This window comes from Corynebacterium variabile, assembly GCF_006539825.1.
Taxonomy (GTDB): Bacteria; Actinomycetota; Actinomycetes; order Mycobacteriales; family Mycobacteriaceae; genus Corynebacterium; species Corynebacterium variabile.
In genome coordinates this window covers 159,161-185,623 of the sequence record NZ_BJNT01000004.1, presented here as the reverse complement: position 1 = coordinate 185,623, position 26,463 = coordinate 159,161, and the positions used below count along the sequence as shown (strand labels likewise).

The window sequence follows — 26,463 nt, the reverse complement described above, 5'->3', positions numbered from 1 at the left end:
AGAGTCGACAACAGAGGAAGAAGACATGTCTGATCAGTCCGGAAACTCCTGGGGCGAACCGAAGAATCCACAGAACCCGTACGGGCAGAACCCTCAGCAGCAGCAGCCGCCACAGGATCCGCAGCAGCTGTGGCAGGCTCAGTCAGACCATCCCGGCCAGGCGTGGCAGCAGGGACAGGGCCTCGACCCCTCCCACTGGGGCCAGCAGCCGCCCGCCGGGCAGTCGCCGACGAAGAAGACGGGCCTGATCATCGGTGGTGTCATCGCCGTGATCGTCGTCATCTCCGCAGCTGTCGCCGCCTATTTCCTCATCGGCGGTGACGATGACAGCGATGAGGACCGCATGCACGACATCGCGGAGTCCTTCACCGAGGTCGAGACCGTCGACGACTACCTCGACTGGGGCAGCGACAACCTGGTGGACGCCGTCTACCAGCAGGAGAAGGACGACCTCGGGTCCTTCAGCGAAGACGGGATCGCCGAGGTCGAGGAGTACTTCGCCCGCGGCGTCGATGTCGGCCGGACCGAGAAGCCCGCCGAGTCCGAGTTCGAGGATCTCGCCGACGAAGACATCGACGGCATGAACGAGATGCTGGAGCGCACCGACATCGACGAGGACACCCTGCGTGCCTCCCGCCTCGTCTACATCACCGACGAGAACGGCGACGACGTCATGAGCCTGCTCTTCTTCAAGCTCGACGGCGAGGTGCAGGTCGCCGGCGTCACCCAGGAAGGCGATCCCCAGGCGTGACCTCGCCTCCACGTCGCCGGATCAGGCGACGGGAGATGTCCCACGCCAGGCTCAGTGCCAGGAACACCAGGCAGGTCGCCCCGAAGACCGGGGCGATGACACCGTAGACCACCAGGGCCGCGCCGAGGACGAGCGTCCCGACGGTGGGGCGTCCCCACCCGGCGTGCCGCGGCGGGGCCGCGAGCACGCTGCGTCCCCTGCGCATCCACCACATGGCGTACCCCCGCACCACCATGGCGATGATCGCCGCGGCGAGCAGGGCGAGCACGATCTGGTTCGGCAGGCCGAACAGGGTGCCCATGTGCAGCTGGATCAGCCACGCGGTGGCCTGTGCCGCCAACGGCCAGTCGGCGGAGTCGAGCCGGTCGGTGACCTTGCCGGTGGCCCAGTCGACGGCGACGGCATCCGTTGTCAGCCGCCAGGAGTCGCGGTTCTCGGCGACGGACCAGGCCGCGCCGTCGGCGGTGGGCGGGGTGAGCGTCATCGGGGTGCGCAGTTCCCGCTGCGCACCGTCGACCACCCGGTCGATGGAGCCGGCGTTGAGTCCGCTGACGGTCGTCGGTGACATCGACGCCATGTCATGACCGGCGTGGCCTGCGTGGCCGGCATGCTCTGCGGATACCGTCGGAGCGGAGCCCTGCATCCCGGGCAGGTCGGTGGAGACCGAGGGGGTGCCCCAGTTCAGGTTCTCCCGGACCTGCGTGATGTTTGTCCCGGCGACAGATGACCAGGTCAGACCGGTGACAGTGAGGAAGACCAGGCCGACCGCGATGATCGTCCCGGTGGCACCGTGACGCCGCATCACGCGGGTGCGGCCCTTCCCGTCGCGGCGCAGCATCCCCCGGGCCCGGGATCCGGTACCGCTGCCCTTCCGCTGACGTCGCCACAGGACGATGACTCCGCCGACGGCGAGGACGCCGAGCCAGCTCGCCGCGAGTTCGGAGTACAGGCGTCCGTTCTCCCCGAGCCAGAGATTCCTGTGCCCGTCCGAGATCCACTGCCGCAGCGGCAGCGACGCGGAACTGCCGTACTGGGTGCTGTCGCCCTTGACATCACCGCTGTAGGGGTCGATGAAGACCGCACGCAGGGTGGATTCCGGCAGTTCCGGGTCAGTGAACAGGACGCGGGTTGTCTCGCCGGCGTCGCCGAGGCGGATACCGGCCAGGGCGAGGTCCGGGTGCTTCTCCCGGGCGGTCTCCACCTGCGCGCTCACCGCTTCGGCGGTGGGGTGTTCGTCCGTCGCTGTGTCGGTGAGCATGTCGTGGTAGACGACCTGCTCGACCGTCGGGGCCACCGCGTACAGCAGTCCGCTGACCGCGGCGACCAGGATGAACGGGCGCAGAGGATTCCTGCGAAGAAGTGCAGGCGGGTCAACAACCGCGAGGTCTGGCGGGAAGGGCGGGGTGGTCCGGAGGCGGTTGACCTGGCGGGGCCGGAGGAACCGGCACCGGATGAGGGGTGCTGTGTTGTCGTCGTCACAGACGAAGTAGTCGGCGATTCTGCGGCGAAAGTTCCGGGGAACTTTCCGGGGTTCCCGCGCGACTACCTGAGTTGGACTGTCGGACTGTCCCGGCAGCGCGTGTACTGATATCCCGTTACTGTGAGGACACCGATGACCCCCTCTTCTTTCCGTCTCCCCCGCCTGCTGACCACCGGAGCATTGGCCACCACCCTGGCCCTGGGTCTCGCCGCCTGCAGCGACGAGGATTCCGAGGACGCGGCACAGAGCACCGCATCGTCGGCCTCGACCGACAGCTCCACCGGTTCCGCGGAAGGCACAGGAGCCGCAGGTGCCTCAGGTGAGGAGGCGGAGCAGGGTGCTGTCACCCTCGAAGACGGCTATGTCGGCGCGAAGGACTCTGACACGGCCATGACCGCGGTCTTCGGAAGCCTCACGAACCACACCGACACGGACATCCACCTCACGAAGGTCGCCGGGTCGATGCCGGGCATCTACCAGTACCACGAGGTCGTCGACGGCGTCATGCGTGAAATGGAGGACGGCATGACGATCCCGGCGAACGGAACGGTGGAGATGGCCCCGGGTGGACACCACATCATGGTGATGGACAACCATGAGGACATCGCCGCAGGTGACGTGCTCACCCTCACCCTCACTGCCGAGGACGGGAGCACCTACGAGCTGACGGACATCCCGGTCCGCGTCCAGCAGTCCGGGCACGAGGACTACGACGGTACGGACATGGGAGACATGGACGGCATGGACGGCATGGACGGCATGGACCACGCCGATCACTGACGCCGGTCAGGCTGACCGGTCAGTGCGCGTGCGTGCCGCCGAGGTGATGGAGCAGCCGGTGGACGCGTTCATCCGTCAGCGCGTAGCGCATCATCCGGCCGTCCCGGGTCGCCGTGACGATACCCGCCGTGGTCAGGAGCCTGAGCGCGGCGGACGCGGTGGCGGTCTTCACTCCTGCACGGTCAGCGAGCTCGGACATGCTCAGCGTCCCCGGGCCCTCGTAGTGCAGCAGGGTGAGCAGTCGCAGGCGGGTGGGGTCGCCGAGCAGTCGGAACGTGTCCGCCCAGTCGTCGGACAGTATGCACAGGTGGGTGAGTTCGTCGCTCTGTGCGTCCTGCGCGTGATTGTGTCCGTCGCCGCCGGTCATGGGTCTGTAGTGTAGCCCGACCTGTGGTCGGGGACAGCGCTGTACACAATCGTGACGGATCCGTGTCCTCCGTACAACGCAACGGCCCGATCCGTCATGATCGTGTACGCGGGCGGTCGGTCACAGCCCCGCCAGTGCTTCGGCGATGAGCGCTCGCGAGCGACTGCGCAGCTCCGGGTCGTTCAGGGCGTCCTGCACCATGATTTCGGTGACGCCAAACTTCTCGGCGAACGGACGCAGCTGGCCACGCAGCGAGTCAGGCGTCCCGGCGAGGCACTGCGGCAGCATCAGGCCCTCGACGTGGGCCGGGATGTCCTTCTGTTCCTGGCTGAGGGAGGACGCCGCATCCGCCAGCAGCGGCACCGGACCCGGCTTCCCGGCGCGCAGGTCCGCCCACATCGCCCGGTTCGGCCAGGTCAGGGTGAGTGCCTCCTCCTCGGTCGGCGCGGCGACGATGTTGAGGGCGAGGATGATCTGCGGCGTCCCCGGACCGAAGGGCGTGGCGGTGAAGCTCTCCCGGTAGGAGCGCAGCGCCGCCTTCGCCGCGCGCGGGTTGATGAAGCCGGCGAAGGCGTAGCCGATGCCGAGCTGACCCGCGAAGCCCGCACTGTTCCCGGAGGACCCGAGGGTGAACACCTCGGGGACGGAGTCGATGCCGTGGGTCAGGTCGAGCGTTGCGAAGGGGTGCTTCTCGCCGAAGGCGCGGTGGTAGTAGGCGAGGATTTCCTGGACCTGGTCGCCGTAGTCGTCGCGCCGCTGCGCACTCCGGTCGCGCTGGAGCGCGGCGTCCACCACCGGCCCACCGGTCGCGCGGCCCAGGCCGAGGTCGACGCGCCCGGGGAAGAGCGCCTCGAGCTGGAGGAACCGCTCGGCGACGGAGTACGGGCTGTAGTGGTTGAGCAGCACCGCGCCGGAGCCGACGCGGATGTGGTCGGTACGTTCGGCGGCTAGGGCGATGAGCTGCTCGGGGACCTGGGACGCGTAACCGGTGGCGTTGTGGTGTTCGGCGAACCAGATACGGTGGTAGCCGAGCTGCTCGGCCTCGACGGCGGCGTCCAGTGCGCGGGTCAGGGCCTCGTGCTTGGTGTGTCCGGGTGTGACGGGTGCGAGTTCGACGAGGGAGTACTTCATGGTCTCCATTGTGGACCGACGGCTGTTCGCTGGTCCAAGCTCCAGCTGGGTGCCGCCTCCGCTCTCACCGAGTTCGGGCATCTGCTGGGATCTTTCGTGGTCCAGGAGATCATCCGGGAGTCAACGTGGATGGATGATGTGGTGACTGCCGGGCACTGGTGCACCCGTGACAACGATGGAGTCGACTTCGTCCTGGAACGGCAGGACGGTGCCGTGGTGTCCTTCGAGATGAAAGGCCAGCGACCATGTCGATCCGAAGCAGTTGTCCGGACTACGGAAGCTCCGTGACCGTCTCGGGGACGCGTTCATCGCGGGCATCGCCTTCCGCCTCGGACGCCGAGGTTATCCGGTCGAGGACAGGTTGCACACGCTTCCCGTCGAACGGCTCCGGGTATGAGCCGAAACCGTATCGCGTCCCCTACGAATTACTCGGACTCGCCACGGGCTGTATCCCCCTCGGGGTCGTAGCCGGGGTCAGCGAAGCCGGGACCAGGATCAGGAGCAGGTGCCGGCGGGTTAACCGGAGAAGGAACTGGGGACGGTACAGGTGCTGCCGGAGTCGTGTCCAGGGGCATCGGCATGGAGCTGCCACCGCAGAGTGCCGCGTACTCGGCCTGCGTGGCCCCGGCCGGCGGGTAGGGTCCGCCGCACACTGCCTCTGCACGGACCGCACGGCGGTGTTGTTCGGTGTCGCACTCAGGCGTATCCCGCCAGGATCCGTCGCTGTAGCGGCCCTTTGCCGTCAGCATGCCGTCATCGCAGGCAACAAAAGTCGGCTCCGCAGCGGGCCCGGCTGCAGGCGCCGCGACCGAGGACTGCCGGTACTCGGTGACGTCGTAGGCGACATCACCGAGGTTGCTGGTGTCCGTCGAGCTGACGAACACGAACTGCGGTAGCTCGCAGTTGGTCCCGAGCATCCAGCCGTCGTGCAGTTCCGCATGCGCCCGAACGCTCTTCGCGGCATCCAGCAGTTGCGCGTCCAGCAGGACGTTCTCGTTGACCGAGCGGAAAGTCACGAGGTACATGACTTCCCCGCAATGGTTCATGGTGTTCCGGAACTGCGAACCGCCCTCCTCCGTCACCGGGGAGGCCTCGGCAAGTTCGAAGACACGCAGCATCCCGGTCCAGGAGCGGTTCTTCACGTAGTCGCCCCAAGCCTCGACCGACTCCGGCACCGGCGCCGGATTCACACTGTCAACCTGGGCGTTCTCCAGCAACGCGACGGAGTCGATCTCCGGCTGCGCCTCGCTCTCCGTTTCCGGCACCGCAGACGAAGACGCAGCTACAGGACCGGTGACCGAATCGTCGTCCCCGCCACGTCCCCAGATCAACCAGGCACCGGCCGTCGCCACGACCACGATGAGTACTACGAGCAGGGCGATGATCAGCCGGGCCTGCCCGGTTGTCGCGCGGCGCCTGGTGCGTCCTCCGGTGAACGGATTACCGGGGCTGATGTTCTGTTCCTGAAACGTCACGAAGGCACAATAGTCAGACGCCTCCACTTCGTTACAGCCAGGTAAAACCTTCATTCAAACGGTCGATTGAATGTGAAACTGAGCGGACGCGGAGGCTAGCGTCAGTGCGGTGACCATCCTCGGCAACCGACGCGACGACAACACAGGAACCGCTGTCACCGGCGCCACGAGCACCGGCACCACCGCCCGCGCGGACGTTCTCGGCGTCCACGCCGCACGCCGGCGCACCGGACTCTGGCTCCTCTCCCTCACTGCAGCACTGCTGGTCACCCTGGTGTTCAGCGTCGGCTTCGGTCCGGTGGGGGTCTCCCCCGCCGACTCCGCCCGCATCCTCGCCCACCACCTTTTCGGCACCGCCCTGGATCTCGGCGACACCGGCGGAACCCCCACAGACCTCGCCCGGCACGACGCCGTCATCTGGACGATCCGCGCACCCCGGGCCGTCCTCGGCGCACTCGTCGGCGCCGGGCTCGCCGTCGCCGGCGTCATCCTCCAGGCCACGGTCCGCAATGTGCTCGCCGACCCCTACGTCCTCGGTGTGAACTCCGGCGCCTCGGTCGGGGCCGCCGCCGCGATCCTCACCGGTGTCGGCGCCGGGTTCGGCGACTACGCCCTGCAGACCAGCGCCTTCCTCGGCGCCACCGTGGCGTCCTTCGTGGTCTTCGGTGTGGCCCGCTCCGGAGGACGCCTCACCCCGAACCGACTGATCATGGCCGGTGTCGCCGTCGGCTACGCCCTGTCCGCGCTGACCAGCTTCATGATCTTCGCCTCGGACTCCGCCGAATCCAGCCGGTCGGTGATGTTCTGGCTGCTCGGGTCCCTGGGCCTGGCGTCCTGGTCCGGGCCGCTCGTCGCGGTCGCCGTCGTGGTCCTGGTGGTCACCGCCGTCCTCCTCATTCTCGGCCCGCGTCTCGACGCGCTCACCGCCGGTGACGAGACCGCACTGACCCTGGGCGTCCACCCGGAGCGCATGCGCATCCTGCTGCTCATCCTGTCCTGCCTGCTCGTCGGCACGGTCGTGGCGATGGCCGGGTCGATCGGCTTCGTCGGCCTGGTCGTCCCACATCTCGCCCGTCGGATGGTCGGCGGGGCACACCGGGCGGTCCTCCCGGTCGCCGCCCTCCTCGGCGCGATCCTGCTGTGCTGGGCGGACATCGGTTCCCGCACCCTGCTCGCCCCGCAGGAGATTCCCATCGGCATCATCACCGCCCTGGTGGGCGCCCCGTTCCTCCTCATCCTCGTCCGTCGTATGCACCAGGGAGCAGACCAGTGAAAATGACCCTCGCACTCACTCTCGCCGCCGGCCTCACCGTGAGCCTCGCCTCCTGCGGCTCCGAGGGCAGCACCTCCGCCATTGAGGTCGACAACTGCGGTGACACCGTCCACCTCGACGGTCCGCCGGAGAATGTGACACTGCTGAAGTCCGCGTCGGTGCCGACGCTGCAGCACCTGGGCGTCCTCGACCGGGTGAAGAACCGGGCCGGGAAGTATCCCACCGCCTACTACGATGACGCCACCAACGACGCCCTGGCGGCGATCCCTTCCCTGACCGACAAGACGGACGCCTCAGGCCATCTCCAGATCTCCCGTGAGGAGGTCGTCGCCACCGGTCCGGACCTCGTCCTCGGCGAGACGGACACCGTCAACCGGCAGACCCTGGCCAGCTCGGACGTGCCGTTGATCGAGGAGCCTGCCCTCTGCGGTTCCCTGGAAAGACCTGTGACCTGGCACGATGCCTGGGACCAGATCCGGTTGTACGGCACCGTCTTCGACCGGGGCGCGGAGGCGGAGGAGTATGTCACGGCCCTGCAGGACCGCCTGGCGTCCATCGAGGACGCCGCCACCCCCACGAAGCCTGACGGCTCCCCCTACCGCATCGCCGTGCTCTACCCGACCGTCGGAGGCGGGGTGACCTACGCCTACGGCACCGGCTCGATGGCCGCCCCTGTGGTGGAGGCCGCGGGTGCGGAGAACGTCTACGCCGACCAGTCGGACCGGGTCTTCGAGGTCACGGCCGAGGACATCGTGGACCGCAACCCGGACGTGGTCCTCGCCCTGTACTCCGACGGTTCCGCCGACGAGATCGTGGGCGCCGTGAAGGGACTGCCGGGCATGGACCGCACCACCGCCGGGCAGCGTGGCCAGGTCCTGCCGTTGCTGCTGAACTACGCCGAACCACCGACCCCGCTGGCCGTCGACGGCCTGGAGCAGGTCGACGCCTATCTGCGCGACCTGCCGGACGCCTCCGGCGCGGCGGCTCCGGACCCGGCATCCGGTGGAACCCGCCGATGATCACCGCGGAGAACGTCCAGATCAACTACGATTCCGCCCGTGCCGTGGCCGGTGTGGACCTGACCGTGCCGGATTCCGGGACGCTCGGTCTCGTCGGCCCGAACGGCTCCGGGAAGACCACTCTGCTGCGTGCCCTGTACGGGTCCGCGTCCCTCACAGCGGGTCGCGTCCTGCTCGACGGGGAGGACCTGACGCAGGTGCGGCGGCGGGAGATTGCGCGCACCGTGGCGGTCGTCGCCCAGGAACGGGACGCGGCGTCCTCCGGCATGCCGATGACAGTCGCCGAACTGGCGATGCTCGGCCGGCTGCCGCACCAGAGCTTCGGATCCCGGTCGGGTGAGCGGGACCGGGAGATCGTCGAAGATTCATTGGACGCGGTTGGGATGACTTCCCTGGCCCGCAGGGACCTGTCGGCACTGTCCGGCGGGGAACGGCAGCGGGCGCTCATCGCCAGGGCACTGGTCCAGCAGGCCCGCCATGTGCTGCTCGACGAGCCGACGAACCACCTGGACATCCGTTACCAGCACGATGTCCTGGAACTCGTCGCCGGCCTGCCCGGCTCGGTGGTGGTGCTCCACGACCTGAACCTCGCCGCCCGGTACTGTGACCGGCTCGTGGTCCTGGACCACGGCATGGTGGTCGCGACCGGGACGCCGGACGAGGTGCTCACCCCGGAGGTGCTGGAACCGGTGTACGGCCTGCCGGTGACACGGCTCGACGTGGACGGAGAGATCACCCTGGTATTCCCGCGACCCGCCCGGACCACGCCGGTTCGCCCGGAGGTCCTGACGAAGGAAGAGGTGTCCTCATGACCACAGCCGCAACCACCGAGACCAGCGCAATTACCGAGACCGCCGCGCTGCAGGACAGGTTGGACTTCTACTGGTCCGGCCGCGCCGCCGAGTACCACGCACACCAGGTCTCCGGGGCGCGTGCCGCGGTCGACCGTGAACTGTGGGCGTCGGTGTTCGCCACCGCGCTGGACGGCTGCGGCAGGGAGGGATCCGGAGCTCTCGACATTCTCGACGTCGGCACCGGGTCCGGCTATCTGGCGTCGCTGCTGGCGGATGCAGGTCACCGCGTCACCGGTGTTGACCACTCCCCCGGTATGGTCTCCGCCGCCCAGGCCGCACACCCTGACCTGCGCGTCCTCATCGGTGACGCCCATGCTCCCGGCATCCTGGCGTCCTCTCTCGATGCCGTCGTCAATCGTTACGTGCTGTGGACGCTCCCCGACCCGGTCGCCGCAGCCCGGGCCTGGCGGACGCTGCTGCGTCCGGGTGGAACGGTCGTCGCGGTGGACGCGACCTGGTTCCCGCACGGTGTGGCCCCCGCGATGAAGGTCCCGTCCGCAGACGGGGAGGACGCCTTCGTCCGTACCTATGACCCGGCGACGCTCGGGGCACTGCCGCTGGGCACCGCAGCGTCCATGGAGGACTTCGCCGAGGTGTTCCTGGTCGCGGGATTCACCGATGTCATTGTGAAGCCATTGCCGCAGGTCGCGGAACTGGACCTGCGTTTCGGGGTGGCGCCGGGGCATGAGTCCAGGCCTCACTTCGTGGTGACGGCGCGATGCCCGTAGAGAGCTACATGTAAATGGTCATGCAGACGACAAGGCCGATGATCATGATCGCGCCGAGGACCAGCGTGACCACGTCGGCGTTGGAGGAGTGCGGGATCTCCGGCTGCTGTGCCTCGCGGTCCTGCTGCTCCTGCAGGGCGGCCTCGTACTCGGTGGCTTCGTCGTTCTTCATCAGGACACGACCTTCACAATCTCGTGGACGATGGTCACGATGCTGATCACGTAGATCAGCGCCATGAACCAGGTGTAGCCCCATTTACCGCGGTGGTCGGTGACCCAGAACCGGCGGACGCCGAGCCAGCCGTTGACCAGTGCGACCACGCACAGGGCGATGGTGATCGGAGCGGCCAGGGACCCCATGACGCTGAGCACCGGGATCAGGATCGGGATGATCACGTAGCTGATCGTGCAGCGTACGGCGGAGACCACGATCGCCCAGCGGAAGGCCCGGTGGGCGCCGGCGATGGCCTCCATGTCGATCTTGTCGATCTGCTCGGGACGGATCCGCAGCATGCGGTACATGAACCGGTCGGCGCGGCTCAGCGACTTCGCCGGCGTGGCCGACGGAGCCTGTGCGGTCGACGCAGCGGTGTCGGGCGACGGGGCAGTGGCTCCCGAAACACCCTGATTCGCGGCGACCTGGCTGGTGGTGGACATGGCATCCAAGTTAGCAGCGTCGGCGGCGCCTGTCCTAACTGTGTGACCAGTGGGAACGGGTGAGGACATCCTTCTGTGCGGTGGGCCGCAGTCCGTACCTTTCCTCCAGGTGCCCGGGGCGCAGGACTGCCGGGGCGTCCCACAGATAGCGTTGCCGTCGCAGCTCCCGCATCATCGGTGAAAACACTCCCGCGACCCGGAGGATCCACCAGGGGATGTGACTGACCCGGGCGCGCCCGTCCGGGGCGACGGCCTCGGCCATCTGCCGCTGGGTCATGGTCAGGGTGGTGGGCGCGAGGAGCACGGCGGTGCCCCGGGGAGCGAGCTCTCCGGCATGCTCCGCCGCCGAGACCATCGCCGCGGTGAGGTCGGGGATCCAGGTGACCGACCGTGGCACGTCCGGGTCACCGAGCACCCACGCCCTCTTCCCCGCCGCGGCGGGTCCGAACACGAGCAGCTGGAAGACCGCGGACGCCGGGTCGGCGGTCGGTCCGATGAGGTCGGCGGCGACGACGGAGAGGGTGCGTGCGGGATGTGCCGCACGGGCCGCGAGCAGTCGTGCCCGGATCTCCCCGAGCGGGGACGCCGGCTCCACCTCTCCTGTGACGGCGCGCTCCGCTGTGCCGCCATCAGGGCCGCCATCAGGGCCGTCATCAAGATCCTGCGCCGCCGTGCCGAAGGCGTAGACGGATTCGGGGAAGACGACGGGGACTCCGTACTCTGCGGCGACGTCCATCACCGCCTGCTCCCGGTCGGGCAGGTCGGCGGCCCAGGCCCGGGCGTCGTAACTGGTGTGGATGCAGTGGAAGACCGCGGCGGCGGGTTCGGCGACCGGCTCACCGCCCGGACCACCGGCGACGACCCGACGGAGCAGGTCACGGTCTCCGGCGTTCCCGCGGACGAGGTCGGCGACGGTGGCGCCGCGGGAGGACGCGGACAGATGAGGGGTACGGGACATGGTGGTCTCCAGAAGTCTTCCGGAGCCGGGCAGCACGAAACCGCCGCCCGGCTCCACGATGGTGATGTGGGCCGGAAGACGGCGGAGAAGAAGTTCGTCTGTTGAAGTGCTCTGGAACGCTCCTCGCCGTCAGCGGCGGGTGCGGAGCTTCAGGGAGGCGGTCCCCGTGTAAGTGCCTGCGTACATGGGCGCCGCCTTAGCAGTCCCACGGAGCAGCACGCCAGAGTCTCCTGCGGCATCCCCTACTGCAGGACGGCATCTGCTCCTGTCGCCTTTCCCTTCCGGGCCGCCAGGACCAGCTGCCACTGTGCAGGTGCAGATGCCAGCTACCCCGGCATCTACCAGCGGCCGGGGGCCGGCGGAATCTGGCCGGGGTTCTGACCGGGGTTCTGACCGGGGTTCTGACCGGGGTTCTGCGGCGGGTACTGCTGACCCTGCTGCGGCTGCTGCGGAGCCTGGCCGTACTGGTTCCACTGCGGCTGGCCCGGCTGGCCCTGCGGCGCCTGGCCGAACTGCTGGCCGAACTGCTGCTGCGGCTTGGTGCCGCCGAGGATGCCGAAGTCGACCAGCAGGTACAGCACCGCCACGACGAGCAGCACCAGGCTGAAGAAGAGGACGAGGAAGACGCCGACGGAGACAGAGGTCGACGGAGTGTAGCCGTCGTAGCCCTCACCGGCCGTGTCACGGAACAGGCCGAAGTCAGAGACCAATCCGACGAACGCGGTGAGCAGGGCAAGTGCGGCGCCCACGGCGATAAGCAGACCGCCGATCTTCTTCCACACCGTCGCGCTGAGGACCAGCGCACCGAAGAGGATGAGAGCGAAGGTGAAAGCCGCTGCGAACAGCGGGAACAGGCTGATGTCGCTGATCGTTCCGGTTTCGCCGTAGATATTGTACTCCGTGCTGCGGTGGCCGAGTCCGTTGACGGACACGTCACCGGTGTCGTCACCGGCAGAACGCCACTCGAGGATGTAACTCAGCACAAGAAGCAGGAACAGGACGACGCCCGCACCGGCGACATAGACCGGTCGAAGCACCGCCGCCAGACCGTTGGCCGGTGCCGTCGGGGCTGCAGTAGAGAGCAGCGGGCCCTGCGCGGACAGGAAGTAGAGGATGCCGAGGGCGAGAGTCACCAGACTGATGACCAGTGCGAAGAAGATGCCGAAGGTCAGTCCCCAGTCAATGGCGTCGTCGTCCGGCCCTGCGGATGAGCCGAAGAAGCTCTTGTCCATGCCGAAGTCAGAGAACAGGCCGATAAACGCGTACAGGAGTCCGATTCCACCGGCGACGGTCAGACACAGTGCGGCGATCTTCTGGTACGCCGTCGTCACCGCCAGCAGCGCTGCAGCGACAAGGAGCAGGACCACCAACAGGCCGAGGAAGAAGGAGCCCGTCACCAGGTTCCGTATCGTCTCCCCGTCTCCGGAGATCTTCTGGATCCCGAAGCCGTTGAAGGTTGCCTTGTTGCCGTCCTCGCTGAAACGCTCCCAGCTCAGCCAGTAGCTCAGCACGGTCAGCAGGAACAACACGCCCGCCCCGATACCCGCGTTCAGCGGAGTGACCAGCGGACGCAGCGCCGCGAGCCCGGCCCCCTTCTGCTGCGGGGCGGCATGCTGGGGTGAGTATCCGCCCTGCGGCTGCCCGTACTGGTTCTGCGCCTGCTGTCCGGGATCCGGCGCCCCGCCCCACGGTTGTTGATCTGCCATCGTGACCTTCTCCTTGAGTGTCTGTGGTGAGCATGGTTAAAACGTCATTCGGTTCGCGACTCTACCTATCTCACCCCGTACTTCTGAGGGCACCCTCCAGACAGGGCGGCCGCACAGTCACCCCTGCCGTGCCGTGGCAGACTGGGCAGGTCCGTTCCGCCTGCCCGGGACGCCGCCCGCCGACAGAAAGGCACCACCACAGTGGGACGCCACGCCGCTCCGGAAGAACACCCCGAGCACGACCACGCGCATGACCACGCGCATGACCACGCGCATCCGCCGAAGGAGCTCCACTCCCACGGCCACAGTCACTCCCATGACATGGGCCCGTGGTTCTCCGACCCGCGGAAGATCACCTGGACTCCGTCGCGCGCCATCCTGTCGTCCTTCCTGTTCCTGGGGGCTATCGCCACGGTCATCGCCGTGGCGCTGCAGTGGCCGCACGGCAAGGCCGTCACCTCCGACGGTTTCCACGAGACCTCGAATCTGGCCCAGGAGGTCGCCGAGGGCACCGTCGCCATGGAGACCACCGGTTCGTGCGCCTCAGCCCAGATCGGCAAGGTCTTCGACTCCGCCCCCACCTCCGAGGCAGTCGGCCCCGACCCCTGTGACCAGCTCATCGTCGACATCACCGACGGCCCCGATGAAGGACGCCGCACGCTGCTGGCGTCCCCGAACAACGACGAGGACGCCGACGTGAATGTCGGCGATCACGTGCTGCTGGCCACCACCACCGACGCGGACGGCAACCGTTCCTACGCTTTCCAGGACTTCCAGCGCGGGACGCCGCTGTGGATCTGGCTGGCCGTCACCGTCCTCGCCATCTGCCTGGTCGGTGCGTGGCGCGGGGTGCGGGCGATCCTCGGCCTGGCGATCACCCTCGGCGTCATCGGGGTGTTCCTGCTGCCGGCGCTGGCCCGCGGCGGCAATCCGGTGATGCTGGCGATCACGGCGTGCGCGGCGGTGCTCTACCTGGTGCTGTTCCTGGTGCACGGGATGAACTGGAAGACGGCGTCCTCGTTGGGCGGCACGCTGGTCGCCATGCTCTTCGGCACAGGTCTGGCAGCACTGGCGATCGACACCTCCGAGCTGCGTGGACTCGCCGACGAGAACAATTTCCAGATCCTGCTGTATCTGCCCGGGGTGCAGGTCACGGGCCTGCTGTTGGCCGGGTTCATCCTCGGCACACTCGGTGTGCTCAACGATGTGACGGTGGCGCAGGCGTCCACGATCAGTGAGCTGCAGACGGCGAACCCGGATGCATCGCGATGGAAGCTGTTCACCACCGCCATGCGCGTGGGACGCGACCACCTGGCCTCGACGGTGTACACCCTGGTGCTGTCCTATGCCGGTGCCGCGCTGCCGCTGCTGGTCCTGCTCAGTGTCTCCGGACGGAGCCTGACCCACATACTCACCTCGGACATCATGGCCACCGAGATCCTGCGTTCGGCGACCGGTTCCCTGGCCCTCGTCGCCGCCGTACCGCTGACCACCGCGATCGCCGCGGTGACGACGAGCGTCCGTCAGAAGGACGCCACGCACGCCTGACCGGTGGTACCAACGGAGGCATGACCAAACTCGGCATCATCGGCGGCACCGGCCCGGAATCGACCCTGCTCTACTACCGGGCGATCTGCGAGGGCGTGCAGGCCAGACTCGGCGACGACGTCCTGCCTCAGCTCACGGTGGAGTCACTGAGCGTCTTCGAGGTCTTCCGGCACTGCGCCGCGCAGGACTTCGACGGGTTGACCGCCTACCTCTCCGCCGGCATCGGCTCCCTGGCCGCCGCCGGGGCACAGGTCGCCAGCCTCACCGCGATCACCCCGCACATCGTCTTCGACCGGCTGGTGGAGGCCTCCCCGGTCCCGCTGGTCTCCGCGGTGGACGCCGTGCGCGACGAGGCTGTCGCCCGCGGGACCGGCAAGGTGCTGCTGCTCGGCACCGGGTTCACCATGTCCCCGGAGACCAACGGTTTCTTCACCCGCCCCTTTACCGATGCCGGGGTCGAGGTGGTCCTGCCGGACGCTGCGGAGATCGAGGAGGTCCAGCACCGGATCGCCACTGAACTGGAACTCGGCGTCGTCACCGACGAGACCCGCGACCGGTTCGTGGGGATCATCGACCGGGTCCACCGCGCTGAGGGCGTCGACCAGGTCGTGCTCGGCTGCACGGAACTGCCGATGGTGCTCAACGATTCCGTCTCGCCGGTCCCCTGCCTCGACACGGTCGCGATCCACACCCGCGCCCTGGTGGACGCCGCCGTCGGCGACACTGAGCCCCGGCCTGGAATCTAGGGAATCAACCCGAGCAGCGTCGCCGTCAGCGCCTCGCGCTGGGCCTTCGTCAGTGTCCGGTGCACGTGGTCGTGGACCCACAGCCCGTCCGCGGCGATCTGCACCAGGTACGCCATCCGGGCGAGTTCCCCGTCCTCCCCGTCCGCGGTGAGCTCCGCGGTCGACGGCATCCAGCGCTTGTCGACCTCGTCCCAGATCTCGGCGAATTCGGGGTCAGACACCACGTCGAGCTGCACCATCAGCTCCGCCCGGGTCGCCGAATGGGACATCGTGGTCACGACCGCCCGCAGACGCGTCGCGGCGTCCACCTCCTCTGCCGGGGCCCCGGCCGCGGCGACCAGGTCCTTCTCCCACTCTGCGGCGAGGTACCGGTGGATCCCGACGAGCAGGTCCCGGCGCGACGGGAAGTGGTAGACGATGCCCGACTTGGAGAAGCCCGCGGCGTCCGCCAGTGATTCGTAGGTCACCGCGTCGAGGCCGGCGTCCCCGATGAGACCGACGGCGGTGTCCAGGATGAGGTCCCTCTTACTGGTGCGCAACGGTGCCCTTCGGGTTCCCGGTGAAACACCGGGCGGTCAGGACCGCGGCGAGCAGGGCCACGCCGCAGATGATGGCCAGGATGTACAGGTAGGCGGAGTCGTAGGCGGCGGCTGCGTCCGCCCCGAACACCGGGTCGTTCACGCCCAGCTCGGCGTCGTGCGAGACCGACTCCGGCGCCATGAGCGTGTAGAACATGGGCATCAGACTACCGAGGATCGAGACGGAGACCAGCGTCCCGAACTCGTAGGAGACCTCCTCGATGGAGGACGCCATGCCCGCCTTCGACGATGGCGCCGACCCGATGATCGCCGTCGAGGAGACGGACATGACCATGCCGGCGCCCGTGCCGATCGCGACGAAACAGAGCACGAAGACCCACAGCGGGGCCTGCTCGAAAGCCCACATGCCGACGCCCAGACCGGCGGCGATGACGAGGAAGCCACCGCTGATCAGTGTCCGGAACCCGACCTTGTGCAGGTACGCCCCACCGAGGACGGACGCCGGGATCGCCGGCAGAGCCGCCGAGGCGACGAGCAGTCCGGCCTCGAGCGGGCTGAATCCGCCGGAGGTCTGGTAGCGCTGGGTGGTCACCATCTCCGCACCGGCCATGACGAACATCGCCAGCACGGCGGCGAGGGTGCCGCCGGTGAACATCCGGTTGCGGAAGATACTGAACTCCAGCAGCGGTTCCCGCCCGTCGGCGACCAGGACGCGCTGGCGGTGACGGAACGCCGCCACACCGATGCAGCCGACCACGATCGCCAGGGCGAAGAGGATCATGTTGCGGTCCGGGTTCGCCAGCTCCTTGATACCCATGACCATGCCGACCATGGCGAACATCGCGTACAGGGAGGACGCGAAGTCCCACTTCCGGTTGCGGTTCGGCATATTCGGCGGGGCGAAGAGGAGGGTGCCGATCAGTGCGATCGCGGCGACCGGGACGTTGATGAGGAAGACGGAGTGCCAGGAGTAGTGCTCCAGCAACAGGCCGCCGAGCACCGGGCCTGAGGCGGAGCCGACGACGGCGACGGACACCCAGATGCCGATGGCGGTGCTGCGTTCACGTTCATCCGGGAAGATCTGGCTGATCAGTGCCAGGGTGGCGGGCATCATCGTCGCGGCGGCGACACCGAGGACGGCGCGGGCACCGATGAGGTACTCGGCGTTCGGGGCGAGGGCGGCGAGCAGGGAGCCGATGCCGAAGGTGGTGACGCCGATGGTGAACATCAGGCGGTGCCCGATCCGGTCACCGAGCGTGCCGGTGCCGAGGAGCAGGCCGCAGAGGACCAGCGGGTAGGCGTTGATGATCCACAGACCCTCGAGGTCGGTGGTGTGCAGCTGGGCGCGCAGCTCCGGCAGTGCGGTGTAGAGGATCGAGTTGTCGGCGCCGACAAGGAAGAGGCCGAGGCTGAGCAGCACGAGGAATCCCCATCGCCTGGCGGGCGACAGGGATGCGGTCGTGGTCACGTGGTCCGGAGTGTGCAGGGTCGTACTCATAACAGTCCGTAACTGTACCGCACGTTCGGTGCAGTTATCAAGGTCAGAGCAGATACCGGAGAAGTAGTCCGCGCCACATCTCCGCACCGCACCACGGCGAAGGCATGAGTTCTTCCGGGCGGTTTACTGAATCGAAACAGAGATGCTTCCCCGGGAAACATTCGCCGGCGTAGAGTCACTCCGGTCAAACAGGCACCGCATCCCCGTCACCCACCACTGGAGCCCTGAATCTTGAGCACTTCCTCACGCACCGGCATCACCCTCGGCATCGTCAACGTCAACACCAGCGCCACCATGACGCAGACCATCGTGGACGCCGCGACCGCCGTCGCGGCACCGGACACGACCATCGTCGGCGTCACCCCGACCATCGGCCCCGAGTCCGTGGAGACCCACGTCGAGGCCGCACTGTCACAGGTCGGCGTCATCACCGCCGTCCACCGCCGCCACACCGCCCCGATCACCCTGGACACCCCGGCGATCGACGCCTGGATCATCGCCGGCTACGGCGACCAAGGCCGCGAAGCACTCCAGGAACTCGTCGACGTGCCGGTCGTGGACATCACCGAGGCCGCGGCCATCGCCGCGATGGCCGTCGGTGACCGGTACGCGGTCGTCACCACCCTCGACCGCACCGTCCCGATGATCCGGGGGCGCCTCGAGCTCGCCGGTGTCCACGACCGTTGTGTCTCTGTCAGGGGCACCGGGCTCGGCGTCCTCGAACTCGAGGAGGACGCCGAACGCACCGATGAACTCATCCTCGACCTCGCCGGCGAGGCCCTGGCGGCAGGTGCCGAGGTTGTCTGCCTCGGCTGCGGCGGCATGGCCGGCCGCGCCCGTGAACTCAGCGTCGAGCTCGGTGCACCGGTCGTGGACGGCGTCACCGCGGCGGTCGGTATCGCCGAGTCACTGGTCCGGCAGGGCCTCACCACCTCCCGGGTCGGCACCTACGCCGCCCGATCCCCCAAGAGGCTGTCCGGCTTCGAGGAACTCGAGATCCCAGAAACGGAGCTTCCATGAGCGGCATGAAAGACGAGGTCGTGTACCCGGAGGGTGCCGATCCTCAGCTGATCAACGACGACATCGCCCCGCTGAAGGAACAGAAGTGGGGCGCCTACAACATCTTCGCCTTCTGGATGTCAGACGTGCACTCCGTCGGCGGGTACACCACCGCCGGCGCCCTGTTCGCCATGGGACTGACCTCCTGGCAGGTCCTCCTCGCCCTCCTGGTCGGCATTTTCATCGTCTACTTCGCCTGTAACCTCGTCTCCCTGCCCTCGCAGCGCTCCGGCACCCCCTTTGCCGTGGTCTGCCGTGCCGCTTTCGGTATCCAGGGCGCGAAGATCCCCGCTCTGATCCGTGGCTGTATCGCGGTGGCCTGGTACGGCATCCAGACCTACCTGGCGTCCCACGCGCTGGTGATCCTCATGGTGAAGCTGCAGCCGGACTGGGCGGAGTGGGCGGACAAGGATCTCCACGGCTTCCTCGGGCTGTCCGTCCTCGGCTACATCGCCTTCGCGATTCTCTGGGTCGTCCAGGCGCTGGTCTTCTGGCGCGGCATGGAGTCCATCCGAAAGTTCATCGACTTCTGTGGTCCCGCCGTCTACATCGTCATGGCGGTCCTGGCGATCTACCTGGTCAGCGAGGCCGGTTGGGACAACGTCAACCTCAACCTCTCCGACCACCGGCTCACCGGCTTCGCCGTCTTCTCCACCTTCTGCGCCGCCGTCGCCACCACAGTGAGCTACTTCTCCGGTCCGATGCTGAACTTCGGCGACATCTCCCGGTACGGGAAGTCGCAGAAGGCGGTGAAGATCGGCAACTTCCTCGGTCTTCCGCTGAACTTCCTGGTCTTTTCGATCATGGTGGTGCTCACCGCCTCCGCGACTGTCCCGGTCTACGGCCGGATGATCACCGACCCGGTGGACACCATCGCCGAGCTGGACAACACCTACGCCATCGCTTTCGGTGCACTGACCCTGCTCATCGCCACCGTCGGTATCAATATCGTGGCGAACTTCATTGCCCCGGCCTTCGACTTCTCGACCGTCGCCCCGAAAATGATCTCCTGGCGCATGGGCGGCATGATCGCCGCGGCCGGCTCGATCTTCCTCACGCCGTGGAACCTCTACAACTCTCCGGACACCATCCACTACACACTGGACACGCTCGCCGCGTTCATCGGACCGGTGTTCGGCGTCCTCATCGCGTATTTCTACGTCATCAACCGTGGCGACCTGAACATCCCCGCCCTGTTCGACTCCTCCCCCTCCGGCGCCTACTGGTACTCGAAGGGCTTCAACGTGAACTCGGTCATCGCCATCTGCGTGGCCGCGGTCGTGGGCATCGTCATCGTGGTCGTCCCTGCCTTCGAGGACGCCGCCACCTACACCTGGTTCATCGGGGCGATCCTCGCCGGTGTGCTCGTCATCCTGCTGGAGAACATCCGACCGTCGGTGATCATGCGTGACGCCACGACCGCCGCGAAGGCCCAGGCAGACACGGCACGCATCCTGGACTGACCATCACCTCCGGTGGCGTTGTCAGGTGTTCACCTCAGCGCCACCGCACCGCCACCGGGAGGCCATCGCAGCGCCAGTCCGCCTCCGTACAGTCCGCCGGTGATCCCGACTGATCACCGACGAATCACCAACTGACTGTGACGGAGAAGAGAACCGTGCCACTCCTGGGCCGAGACCTGCTCGCCAAACTCAATTTCACTTCCAGCCGTTCCCACCGCACCTGCGTCTACAAGTGCGGTGACGCCTGCGCCAAAGCGGTGCCGAACACCTCCGACAACCCCTACTTCCGGGACATCCTGCGCCGCGAGGTCGGCCGTCGGAGCGTCCTGCGTGGTGCAGGTACGGCCGCCGTGGTCCTCGGCGGAGGCAGCCTGCTCGCCGCCTGTGGTGGTGACGACGCCCCCGCATCAGCCAGCGGCACCCCGACCGGTGGTGGAGCCCCGGAGGCACCGGCAGGTCTCCGGTTCGACCCCGTCGCACCGAACACGAAGGACGCCGTGACGGTCCCCCACGGCTACAGCAGCGATGTCGTCATCCGCTGGGGAGACCCGGTCGTCCCCGGCGCCGCCGACTGGTCGGTGGACAACCAGACCCGGACGAATGCCGAGAAGCAGTACGGCTACAACTGCGACTTCGCGGCTCTCCTGCCCGTCCCCGGCCAGGACCGCCGGTTCCTCCTGGTCTCCAACCACGAGTACACCACCCCGCAGCAGATGTTCCCCGGCTACGACGCCGACAACCCCACCGAGGAGCAGGTCCGCATCGAGATCGCCAACCACGGCCTCTCGATCATCGAACTGCAGTCCAATGACACAGACGGTCGGCTGGTCCCGGTCATGGGCCGCTACAACCGCCGGATCCACGGCGAGACGGTGTTCCAGGTCACCGGCCCGGCCGCCGGCCATGACCTGCTAAAGACCTCCGCCGACCGGTCGGGGACCGAGGTCCACGGCACCTTCAACAACTGCGCCGGCAGTGTAACCCCCTGGGGCACGATCCTGTCCGGCGAGGAGAATGTCGACCAGTACTTCGCCGGTGGCGCGGAGGCGAAGGGGAAGGACGCACAGGAGCGCTTCGCCCGCTACGGCATGGAGGACGCCGAGACCGCCCGGAAGTGGGAACGTTTCGACCGTCGCTTCGACATCCGCAAGGAGCCCCACGAGGCCCACCGGTTCAACTGGGTCGTCGAGATCGACCCGTGGGACCCCACCTCGACTCCGGTGAAGCACACCGCCCTGGGCCGGTTCAAGCACGAGGCCGCCGCCGTCCACGTCACCGACGACGGCACGATCGTCTCCTACTCCGGCGACGACTCCCGCTTCGAGTACATCTACAAGTTCGTCTCCTCGAAAAAGCTCGTCGAAGGCGGGGAGGGCACCGCCGCCGACGCCCGGGCGGAGAACATGAAGGCTCTCGACGAGGGCGTCCTGTACGTGGCCGTCTTCGAGGGGAACTCCGACGATTTCACCGCCGACACCCTGCCCGACGACGGAGCCTTCGACGGCTCCGGCCACTGGGTGAAGCTCGCCACCTGTGGCTCCGACGGCGCGGTGGAGTCCCATGTCGACGGGATGAGCGGCGAAGAGGTCCTGATCTTCACCCGCCTCGCCGCGGACAAGGTCGGGGCGACGAAGATGGACCGACCCGAGGACGTCCAGCCCCACCCCACCACGGGCAAGGTCTACGCCGCGCTGACGAACAACGAGTACCGGGGTGCGGCCCGGCCAGGGAAGAACGACGAGGAACCGAGGGAGTACGCCCCGGTCACCGAGAACAAGAACGGATACGTCCTGGAGCTGGACGACCAGCACGCCGGCGAAAAGTTCACCTGGAACCTCCTGCTGGTCTGCGGCGACCCGGCGGCGGCGGAGACCTACTTCGGCGGCTTCGACAAAGACAGCGTCTCTCCGATCTCGTGCCCGGACAATCTCGCCTTCGACTCCTACGGCAACCTGTGGGTCTCCACCGACGGCAACGCCCTGGAATCCAACGACGGTCTGTTCGCCGTCTCCCTCGAGGGTGCGACCCGTGGGCTCACGAAGCAGTTCCTCACCGTGCCCGCGGGGGCGGAGACCTGTGGCCCGGTGGTCACCGAGGACCGGGTGATTGTCAACGTGCAGCACCCGGGTGAAGACGAGGAGGCCACCACCGAGAACACCACCTCGCACTGGCCCGACGGCGGGCACTCCCTCGCCCGGCCGTCCACCGTCGTCGTCTGGCGCGACACGTACGGTGCCGCGCCCATCGGCGGATAGCCTGCCCCGGTGACCGGTCACCACCGCCGCCGAGGTCTCCGTAAACTCGGTCCGCATCCTGGACTAAACTGTCTGCGTGACCTCTGCAAACTCTGCTCCTGATCCCGGCGCCCTGTGCGCCGCACTGGGACGCCACGCCGACGCGCGCCTGACTACCACCGATGACCTGGTGCGCGGCCCGTGGGCGAACCCGGTGACCTGGCGCCAGCCCGTGCACACCGTGTACGTCCCCGCCCACCTCATGACCGGCGCCACCCGCGATCCGCAGATCGCCCGGACCTGGGGCGACGCCGCCCTCGCGGCCCTGGAATCCTACGGTTCCGCCACCGGTCTCGCCCTGGCACTCGGCGTTCCGGAGCAGGACGCCGCCACCGTCGGTGCACTCACCGTCGCCAAGCTGCAGCGCGAACCGGTCGAGGATCTCCGGATCGACTTCGAGGACGGCTTCACCCAGCGTGGCGTCCCGCTCGAGGACAGGGACGCCGACGAGGACGCCCGGGCAGCCGAGGCCGCGGACATCCTCGCCGACTGGCTCGACGCCGATGGCAGTGGCACAACCGGCGAGCGCCCCGGATACGCCCCCGCCTTCGCCGGGATCCGCTTCAAGTCCTTCGACCCGGCCGTCCGCGACCGTGGCCTGCGGACCCTGGTGATCGTCCTGTCAGGGCTGGCCGGACGCGGCGTCCTGACGAAGGTGCTGGCGAACGACCCCCGCGCCCTGCGCCTGACCCTGCCGAAGGTCCAGCACCACAGCCAGGTCGAGACCTTCGTCGAGATCCTGGAGCAGCTGGAGGAATCCTTCGGCGTCCCCGAGTCGACCCGGATCCCCTTCGAGGTGCAGGTGGAGACCCCACAGGCCATCGTCGGCATCAAGGGTGAGGCCGAACCGGCCCGCATCCTCGCCGCCGGTCAGGGCCGCATCCTGTCGCTGCACTACGGCACCTACGACTACTCCGCCTCCCTCGGGGTGGACGCCGCCGAGCAGTCCATGGAGCACCCGGTCGCCGACCACGCCAAGGACGTCCTCCAGGTCGCGACCACCGCGGTGGGCGTGGAACTGTCCGACGGCTCCACCAACCGCATCCCGGTCGGTTCCCCGGAGCAGATCCTCGACGGCTGGCGGATCCATCACCGCCTGGTCACCCGTCACCTACGCCGTGCGGTCCGCCAGGGCTGGGACCTGCACGCCCACCAACTCGTCACCCGCCACCTGGCGACGATCGCCTACTTCCGGGCATCCTGGGAGGTCAGTGCCGAGCGACTGCGCGACTACGTCGCCGGCGACGAGACCCGCTGGATGGACGAACCCGCCACCGCCAAAGCGATGTCCGGTTACCTGCTGCGCGCCCACGCGTGCGGCGCGGTCACCGACGAGGAACTGGCCACCACCGGCGTCTCTTCCGGGGACCTGCGCACCCTGCTGGTCACCGGACGGCTGTAGGCGACCGTAAACACAGTAGAAAGGCATCATGAGCACCCGAATCTTCCGCGCTGAACAGGCCGTCTACCTCCCGGAGGACGCCGAAACCGGCACCCGACCCGTCCTCGGCCCCGTCACGGTCGTCATCGACGGCGAGACCATCGTCTCCGTCACCCCGGGACTGACCTCCGACATCCACGCCGGGCACGACGCCGAGATCATCGACGTCCCCGTCGACCAGGTCCTCATCCCCGGCCTGGTGGACACCCACGTCCACGTCAACGAGCCGGGACGCACCGATTGGGAGGGCTTCACCTCTGTCACCCGCGCCGCGGCGTCCGGCGGTGTCACCACCCTGCTCGACATGCCCCTGAACTCCATCCCCTCCACCGTCACCGTCGCCGCCCTCGACGAGAAGCAGGCTGTGGCGAAGGAGAAGGTGAAGGTCAACGTCGGTTTCTGGGGCGGGGCCGTGCCGGAGAACCTCGGTACCGGTGACCTGAAGGCCCTGTGGGACCGTGGCGTCTTCGGCTTCAAGTGCTTCCTGCTGCACTCCGGTGTCGACGAGTTCGCGCCGCTGTCCACAGAGCAGCTGCACCAGGCCATGACCGAGATCGCCGAGTTCGACGGCCTGCTCATCGTCCACGCCGAGGACGGCGACATCATCGACGAAGCCACCTCACATGTGGATGCGGCCGGTGGGGTCGACGAGACCTTCGACAGCTTCCTGGCGTCCCGCCCCTCGGCCTCGGAGGCGAAGGCCATCGCCACCGTCATCGCCGCCGCCGAGGAGACCGGCTGCCGGACCCACATCCTTCACCTGTCGGACTCCGGCTCGATCGACCAGATCGCCGCCGCCCAGGAACGCGGCGTGCGCATCACCGCGGAGACCTGCCCGCACTACCTCTCCCTGTTCAGCGAGGAGATCCAGAACGGTGCGACGCAGTACAAGTGCTGCCCGCCGATCCGGACGGCCGGCAACCGTGAGCGACTGTGGAAGGGCCTCGTCGACGGCGTCATCGGCACCGTCGTCTCCGACCACTCCCCCTGCACCGCCGAGCTGAAGCGCTTCGCCGAGGTTGCCGAGGCACAGGCGTCCGCCCACGAGAACAACGAGCTCACCGCCTTTGCCGCGCTGGCCGCCAAGGGCAATGACCTCGGTGCCGGTGGCGCCGACCACCGCGGCTCCGGCGGCTCCTTCGGGACCGCCTGGGGCGGCATCGGCGCCGTCGAGCTCGGCCTGCCCGTCGTCTGGTCGCAGGCCCGGCTGCGCGGCCTCGGGATCACCGACGTGGTCCGCTGGATGTGCCAGAACCCCGCCGAGTGGGCCGGCCTGACCGACCGTGGCGCGATCCAGGTCGGACGCCGCGCAGACCTGGCACAGGTCAGCGCGGACGACGCCTTCGTCGTCCTGCCCGAGAACCTCAACCAGCGCAACAAGGTCACCGCCTACGCCCAGCGCGCGCTGGCCGGCGTGGTGACCCGCAGCTACATTGGCGGCGAGACGGTGTACGTCCGCCCTGCCACCCCCCAGACCCCTGCCGCCGCCGGTGAACCCGGCGATCTGGCGGTATTCCCCGCCGACGTCCGGCCCTTCACCCTGCGCCCCTCGTCGGACGCCCAGTAGAACTGAGGAAGACATCATGAGTGCCACCCCCACCGAACAGCCCGGGTTCACCATCTGGCCGGACCTCGCCAGCCGCGCCCTCGCCGGCTCCGTGATCTGGGCCTCCGACGAGGCCTTCGCCGAGCGCGAGAACCTCATCGCCGCCCACGAGCCCGGTTTCGACCCCGACGAGTTCGGCAACAAGGGCAAGGTCTACGACGGCTGGGAGACCCGCCGTCGCCGCCACGACGAGATCGGCGGGTACGACTCCGCCATCGTGCGCCTCGGCGTCCCCGGGCAGATCAAGGGCATTGTCGTGGACACCGCCTGGTTCAAGGGCAACTACCCCACCCAGATCGCCGTCCACGGTCTGACCTGCGACGAATACCTTCCGGCCGAGAAGATCGCCGCCCTGCCGGAGAGCGCCTGGACCACCCTGGTGCCCGCGAGTGACGCGAAGGGCGACCACAAGCACTACTTCGAGGTCTTCCCCGCCGCCGCCGAGCAGCGCTTCACCCACATCCGCCTCGACATGATCCCCGACGGCGGCATCGCCCGCCTTCGCGTCCACGGCCAGCCGGTGCCGGACCCCCGCTTCCTGGGCTGCACCATCGACCTCGCCGCGGTGGAGAACGGTGGCCGCGTCACCGACTGCACGAACATGTTCTACTCCAGCCCGAACAACGTCATCTCCCTCGGTCGGACCCGCAACATGGGTGAGGGCTGGGAGAATGCGCGTCGTCGCACCGAGGGCAACGATTCCGTCACCGTGCAGCTCGCCGGTGAGGGGCGGGTGCGCTGGGTCGAGATCGACACCTCCTACTTCGTCTTCAACTCCCCCGGCGATGTGAGCCTCACCGGTATCACCGACTCCGGAGAGGAGATCGAGCTGGTCACGAAGACTCGCGCGCTGCCGGACACCCGTCACCGCTTCCTCGTCTCCGACCCGGCCGAGGGCGAGACCGGCCCGACCCCGGTCGTCGCGGTGCGCGCCGATGTCTACCCCGACGGTGGCATCGCCCGCCTGCGTGTGTGGGGGGACCTCACCGAGGAGGGACGCGCCACTGTCGAGGCGCGCTGGTAGTCACCCTCACCGAGGGACACATGCCTGTAACCCCTCCGTATCAGGGCGGCCTGACCCTCAGAATAT

Annotated in this window: 24 protein-coding genes and 1 pseudogene; 15 read left to right on the top strand and 10 right to left on the bottom strand. The window is 68.0% G+C overall.

Going from position 1 to position 26,463, the window contains the following annotated elements:
• The first annotated feature begins 25 nt into the window (after positions 1-25).
• A complete protein-coding gene (locus CVA01_RS02555; protein ID WP_141328386.1) occupies positions 26-751 on the top strand; it encodes a flagellar basal body-associated FliL family protein in 726 nt (241 codons plus the stop codon).
• Here the strand turns inward: CVA01_RS02555 and CVA01_RS02550 are convergent.
• Positions 723-2,230: pseudogene (locus CVA01_RS02550) on the bottom strand (PepSY-associated TM helix domain-containing protein). The gene CVA01_RS02555 and the pseudogene CVA01_RS02550 overlap by 29 nt on opposite strands.
• Positions 2,231-2,363: 133 nt before the next feature.
• On the opposite strand from CVA01_RS02550, the gene CVA01_RS02545 reads away from it, so the two are divergent.
• Positions 2,364-3,011, top strand: coding sequence for a copper chaperone PCu(A)C (locus CVA01_RS02545; RefSeq protein WP_141328384.1), 648 nt, complete (start codon positions 2,364-2,366; stop codon positions 3,009-3,011).
• A gap of 19 nt (positions 3,012-3,030) precedes the next feature.
• Here the strand turns inward: CVA01_RS02545 and CVA01_RS02540 are convergent, their stop codons facing one another.
• Complete coding sequence (locus CVA01_RS02540; protein ID WP_141328382.1) at positions 3,031-3,378, bottom strand: ArsR/SmtB family transcription factor; 348 nt, start codon at positions 3,376-3,378, stop codon at positions 3,031-3,033.
• Between the two features lie 120 nt (positions 3,379-3,498).
• On the bottom strand, positions 3,499-4,509 hold the full coding sequence (locus tag CVA01_RS02535; RefSeq protein WP_141328380.1) for an MsnO8 family LLM class oxidoreductase: 1,011 nt from the start codon (positions 4,507-4,509) through the stop codon (positions 3,499-3,501).
• Here CVA01_RS02535 and CVA01_RS15565 point away from each other — a divergent pair.
• Entirely contained in the window at positions 4,399-4,797 is a 399-nt protein-coding gene (locus CVA01_RS15565; protein ID WP_373862654.1) for a DUF4143 domain-containing protein, read from the top strand. The genes CVA01_RS02535 and CVA01_RS15565 overlap by 111 nt on opposite strands.
• A gap of 137 nt (positions 4,798-4,934) precedes the next feature.
• On the opposite strand, the gene CVA01_RS02530 is transcribed toward CVA01_RS15565, so the two are convergent.
• Complete coding sequence (locus CVA01_RS02530) at positions 4,935-5,984, bottom strand: hypothetical protein (protein ID WP_174775592.1); 1,050 nt, start codon at positions 5,982-5,984, stop codon at positions 4,935-4,937.
• Between the two features lie 109 nt (positions 5,985-6,093).
• Here CVA01_RS02530 and CVA01_RS02525 point away from each other — a divergent pair, with 109 nt between their 5' ends.
• Genes CVA01_RS02525 through CVA01_RS02510 form a run of 4 tightly spaced genes read left to right on the top strand, consistent with a single transcriptional unit; the run spans position 6,094 to position 9,858 of the window.
• Positions 6,094-7,257 (top strand): FecCD family ABC transporter permease, encoded by a 1,164-nt coding sequence (locus CVA01_RS02525; protein ID WP_141328378.1) that lies wholly within the window; start codon positions 6,094-6,096, stop codon positions 7,255-7,257.
• A 2-nt stretch (positions 7,258-7,259) separates the two neighbouring features.
• Positions 7,260-8,276 (top strand): ABC transporter substrate-binding protein, encoded by a 1,017-nt coding sequence (locus CVA01_RS02520; protein WP_170209665.1) that lies wholly within the window; start codon positions 7,260-7,262, stop codon positions 8,274-8,276.
• The gene (locus CVA01_RS02515; protein ID WP_141328374.1) at positions 8,273-9,088 is read left to right on the top strand and encodes an ABC transporter ATP-binding protein; all 816 of its coding nucleotides are present in this window, start codon (positions 8,273-8,275) and stop codon (positions 9,086-9,088) included. Before CVA01_RS02520 ends, CVA01_RS02515 begins: the two co-directional genes overlap by 4 nt.
• On the top strand, positions 9,085-9,858 hold the full coding sequence (locus tag CVA01_RS02510) for a class I SAM-dependent methyltransferase (protein ID WP_141328372.1): 774 nt from the start codon (positions 9,085-9,087) through the stop codon (positions 9,856-9,858). Before CVA01_RS02515 ends, CVA01_RS02510 begins: the two co-directional genes overlap by 4 nt.
• A gap of 4 nt (positions 9,859-9,862) precedes the next feature.
• Here CVA01_RS02510 and CVA01_RS14825 read toward each other — a convergent pair whose 3' ends face one another.
• From CVA01_RS14825 to CVA01_RS02495, 4 genes are all read right to left on the bottom strand, one after another.
• On the bottom strand, positions 9,863-10,030 hold the full coding sequence (locus CVA01_RS14825) for a hypothetical protein (protein ID WP_014011102.1): 168 nt from the start codon (positions 10,028-10,030) through the stop codon (positions 9,863-9,865).
• On the bottom strand, positions 10,030-10,515 hold the full coding sequence (locus CVA01_RS02505) for a hypothetical protein (protein WP_014011103.1): 486 nt from the start codon (positions 10,513-10,515) through the stop codon (positions 10,030-10,032). The genes CVA01_RS14825 and CVA01_RS02505 overlap by 1 nt, the downstream gene beginning before the upstream one ends.
• Before the next feature lie 34 nt (positions 10,516-10,549).
• A complete protein-coding gene (locus CVA01_RS02500; RefSeq protein ID WP_141328370.1) occupies positions 10,550-11,473 on the bottom strand; it encodes a Rossmann-fold NAD(P)-binding domain-containing protein in 924 nt (307 codons plus the stop codon).
• A 338-nt stretch (positions 11,474-11,811) separates the two neighbouring features.
• The gene (locus CVA01_RS02495; RefSeq protein ID WP_141328368.1) at positions 11,812-13,179 is read right to left on the bottom strand and encodes a hypothetical protein; all 1,368 of its coding nucleotides are present in this window, start codon (positions 13,177-13,179) and stop codon (positions 11,812-11,814) included.
• Between the two features lie 201 nt (positions 13,180-13,380).
• On the opposite strand from CVA01_RS02495, the gene CVA01_RS02490 reads away from it, so the two are divergent.
• Both CVA01_RS02490 and CVA01_RS02485 read left to right on the top strand, forming a co-directional pair.
• Complete coding sequence (locus CVA01_RS02490) at positions 13,381-14,727, top strand: YibE/F family protein (RefSeq protein ID WP_141328366.1); 1,347 nt, start codon at positions 13,381-13,383, stop codon at positions 14,725-14,727.
• A gap of 20 nt (positions 14,728-14,747) precedes the next feature.
• Positions 14,748-15,473, top strand: a complete 726-nt coding sequence (locus CVA01_RS02485) for an aspartate/glutamate racemase family protein (RefSeq protein ID WP_041630205.1) — start codon at positions 14,748-14,750, stop codon at positions 15,471-15,473.
• On the opposite strand, the gene CVA01_RS02480 is transcribed toward CVA01_RS02485, so the two are convergent.
• Together CVA01_RS02480 and CVA01_RS02475 are read right to left on the bottom strand one after the other, a co-directional pair.
• Complete coding sequence (locus CVA01_RS02480) at positions 15,470-16,012, bottom strand: TetR/AcrR family transcriptional regulator (RefSeq protein WP_141328364.1); 543 nt, start codon at positions 16,010-16,012, stop codon at positions 15,470-15,472. The two genes, CVA01_RS02485 and CVA01_RS02480, sit on opposite strands and share 4 nt — an antisense overlap.
• On the bottom strand, positions 15,999-17,510 hold the full coding sequence (locus tag CVA01_RS02475) for an MFS transporter (protein WP_141328362.1): 1,512 nt from the start codon (positions 17,508-17,510) through the stop codon (positions 15,999-16,001). Before CVA01_RS02475 ends, CVA01_RS02480 begins: the two co-directional genes overlap by 14 nt.
• Positions 17,511-17,765: 255 nt before the next feature.
• Here CVA01_RS02475 and CVA01_RS02470 point away from each other — a divergent pair, with 255 nt between their 5' ends.
• The 6 genes from CVA01_RS02470 (at position 17,766) to alc (ending at position 26,397) form a co-directional block, all read left to right on the top strand.
• Complete coding sequence (locus CVA01_RS02470) at positions 17,766-18,530, top strand: aspartate/glutamate racemase family protein (RefSeq protein WP_141328579.1); 765 nt, start codon at positions 17,766-17,768, stop codon at positions 18,528-18,530.
• On the top strand, positions 18,527-20,032 hold the full coding sequence (locus CVA01_RS02465) for an NCS1 family nucleobase:cation symporter-1 (protein ID WP_073883415.1): 1,506 nt from the start codon (positions 18,527-18,529) through the stop codon (positions 20,030-20,032). Before CVA01_RS02470 ends, CVA01_RS02465 begins: the two co-directional genes overlap by 4 nt.
• 155 nt (positions 20,033-20,187) lie before the next feature.
• On the top strand, positions 20,188-22,287 hold the full coding sequence (locus tag CVA01_RS02460) for a PhoX family protein (protein WP_141328360.1): 2,100 nt from the start codon (positions 20,188-20,190) through the stop codon (positions 22,285-22,287).
• Between the two features lie 76 nt (positions 22,288-22,363).
• Complete coding sequence (locus tag CVA01_RS02455) at positions 22,364-23,728, top strand: DUF6986 family protein (protein ID WP_141328358.1); 1,365 nt, start codon at positions 22,364-22,366, stop codon at positions 23,726-23,728.
• Between the two features lie 28 nt (positions 23,729-23,756).
• Positions 23,757-25,334, top strand: coding sequence for an allantoinase AllB (allB, locus tag CVA01_RS02450; protein WP_141328356.1), 1,578 nt, complete (start codon positions 23,757-23,759; stop codon positions 25,332-25,334).
• Between the two features lie 16 nt (positions 25,335-25,350).
• A complete protein-coding gene (gene alc, locus CVA01_RS02445) occupies positions 25,351-26,397 on the top strand; it encodes an allantoicase (RefSeq protein WP_014011122.1) in 1,047 nt (348 codons plus the stop codon).
• Positions 26,398-26,463: the final 66 nt, after the last annotated feature.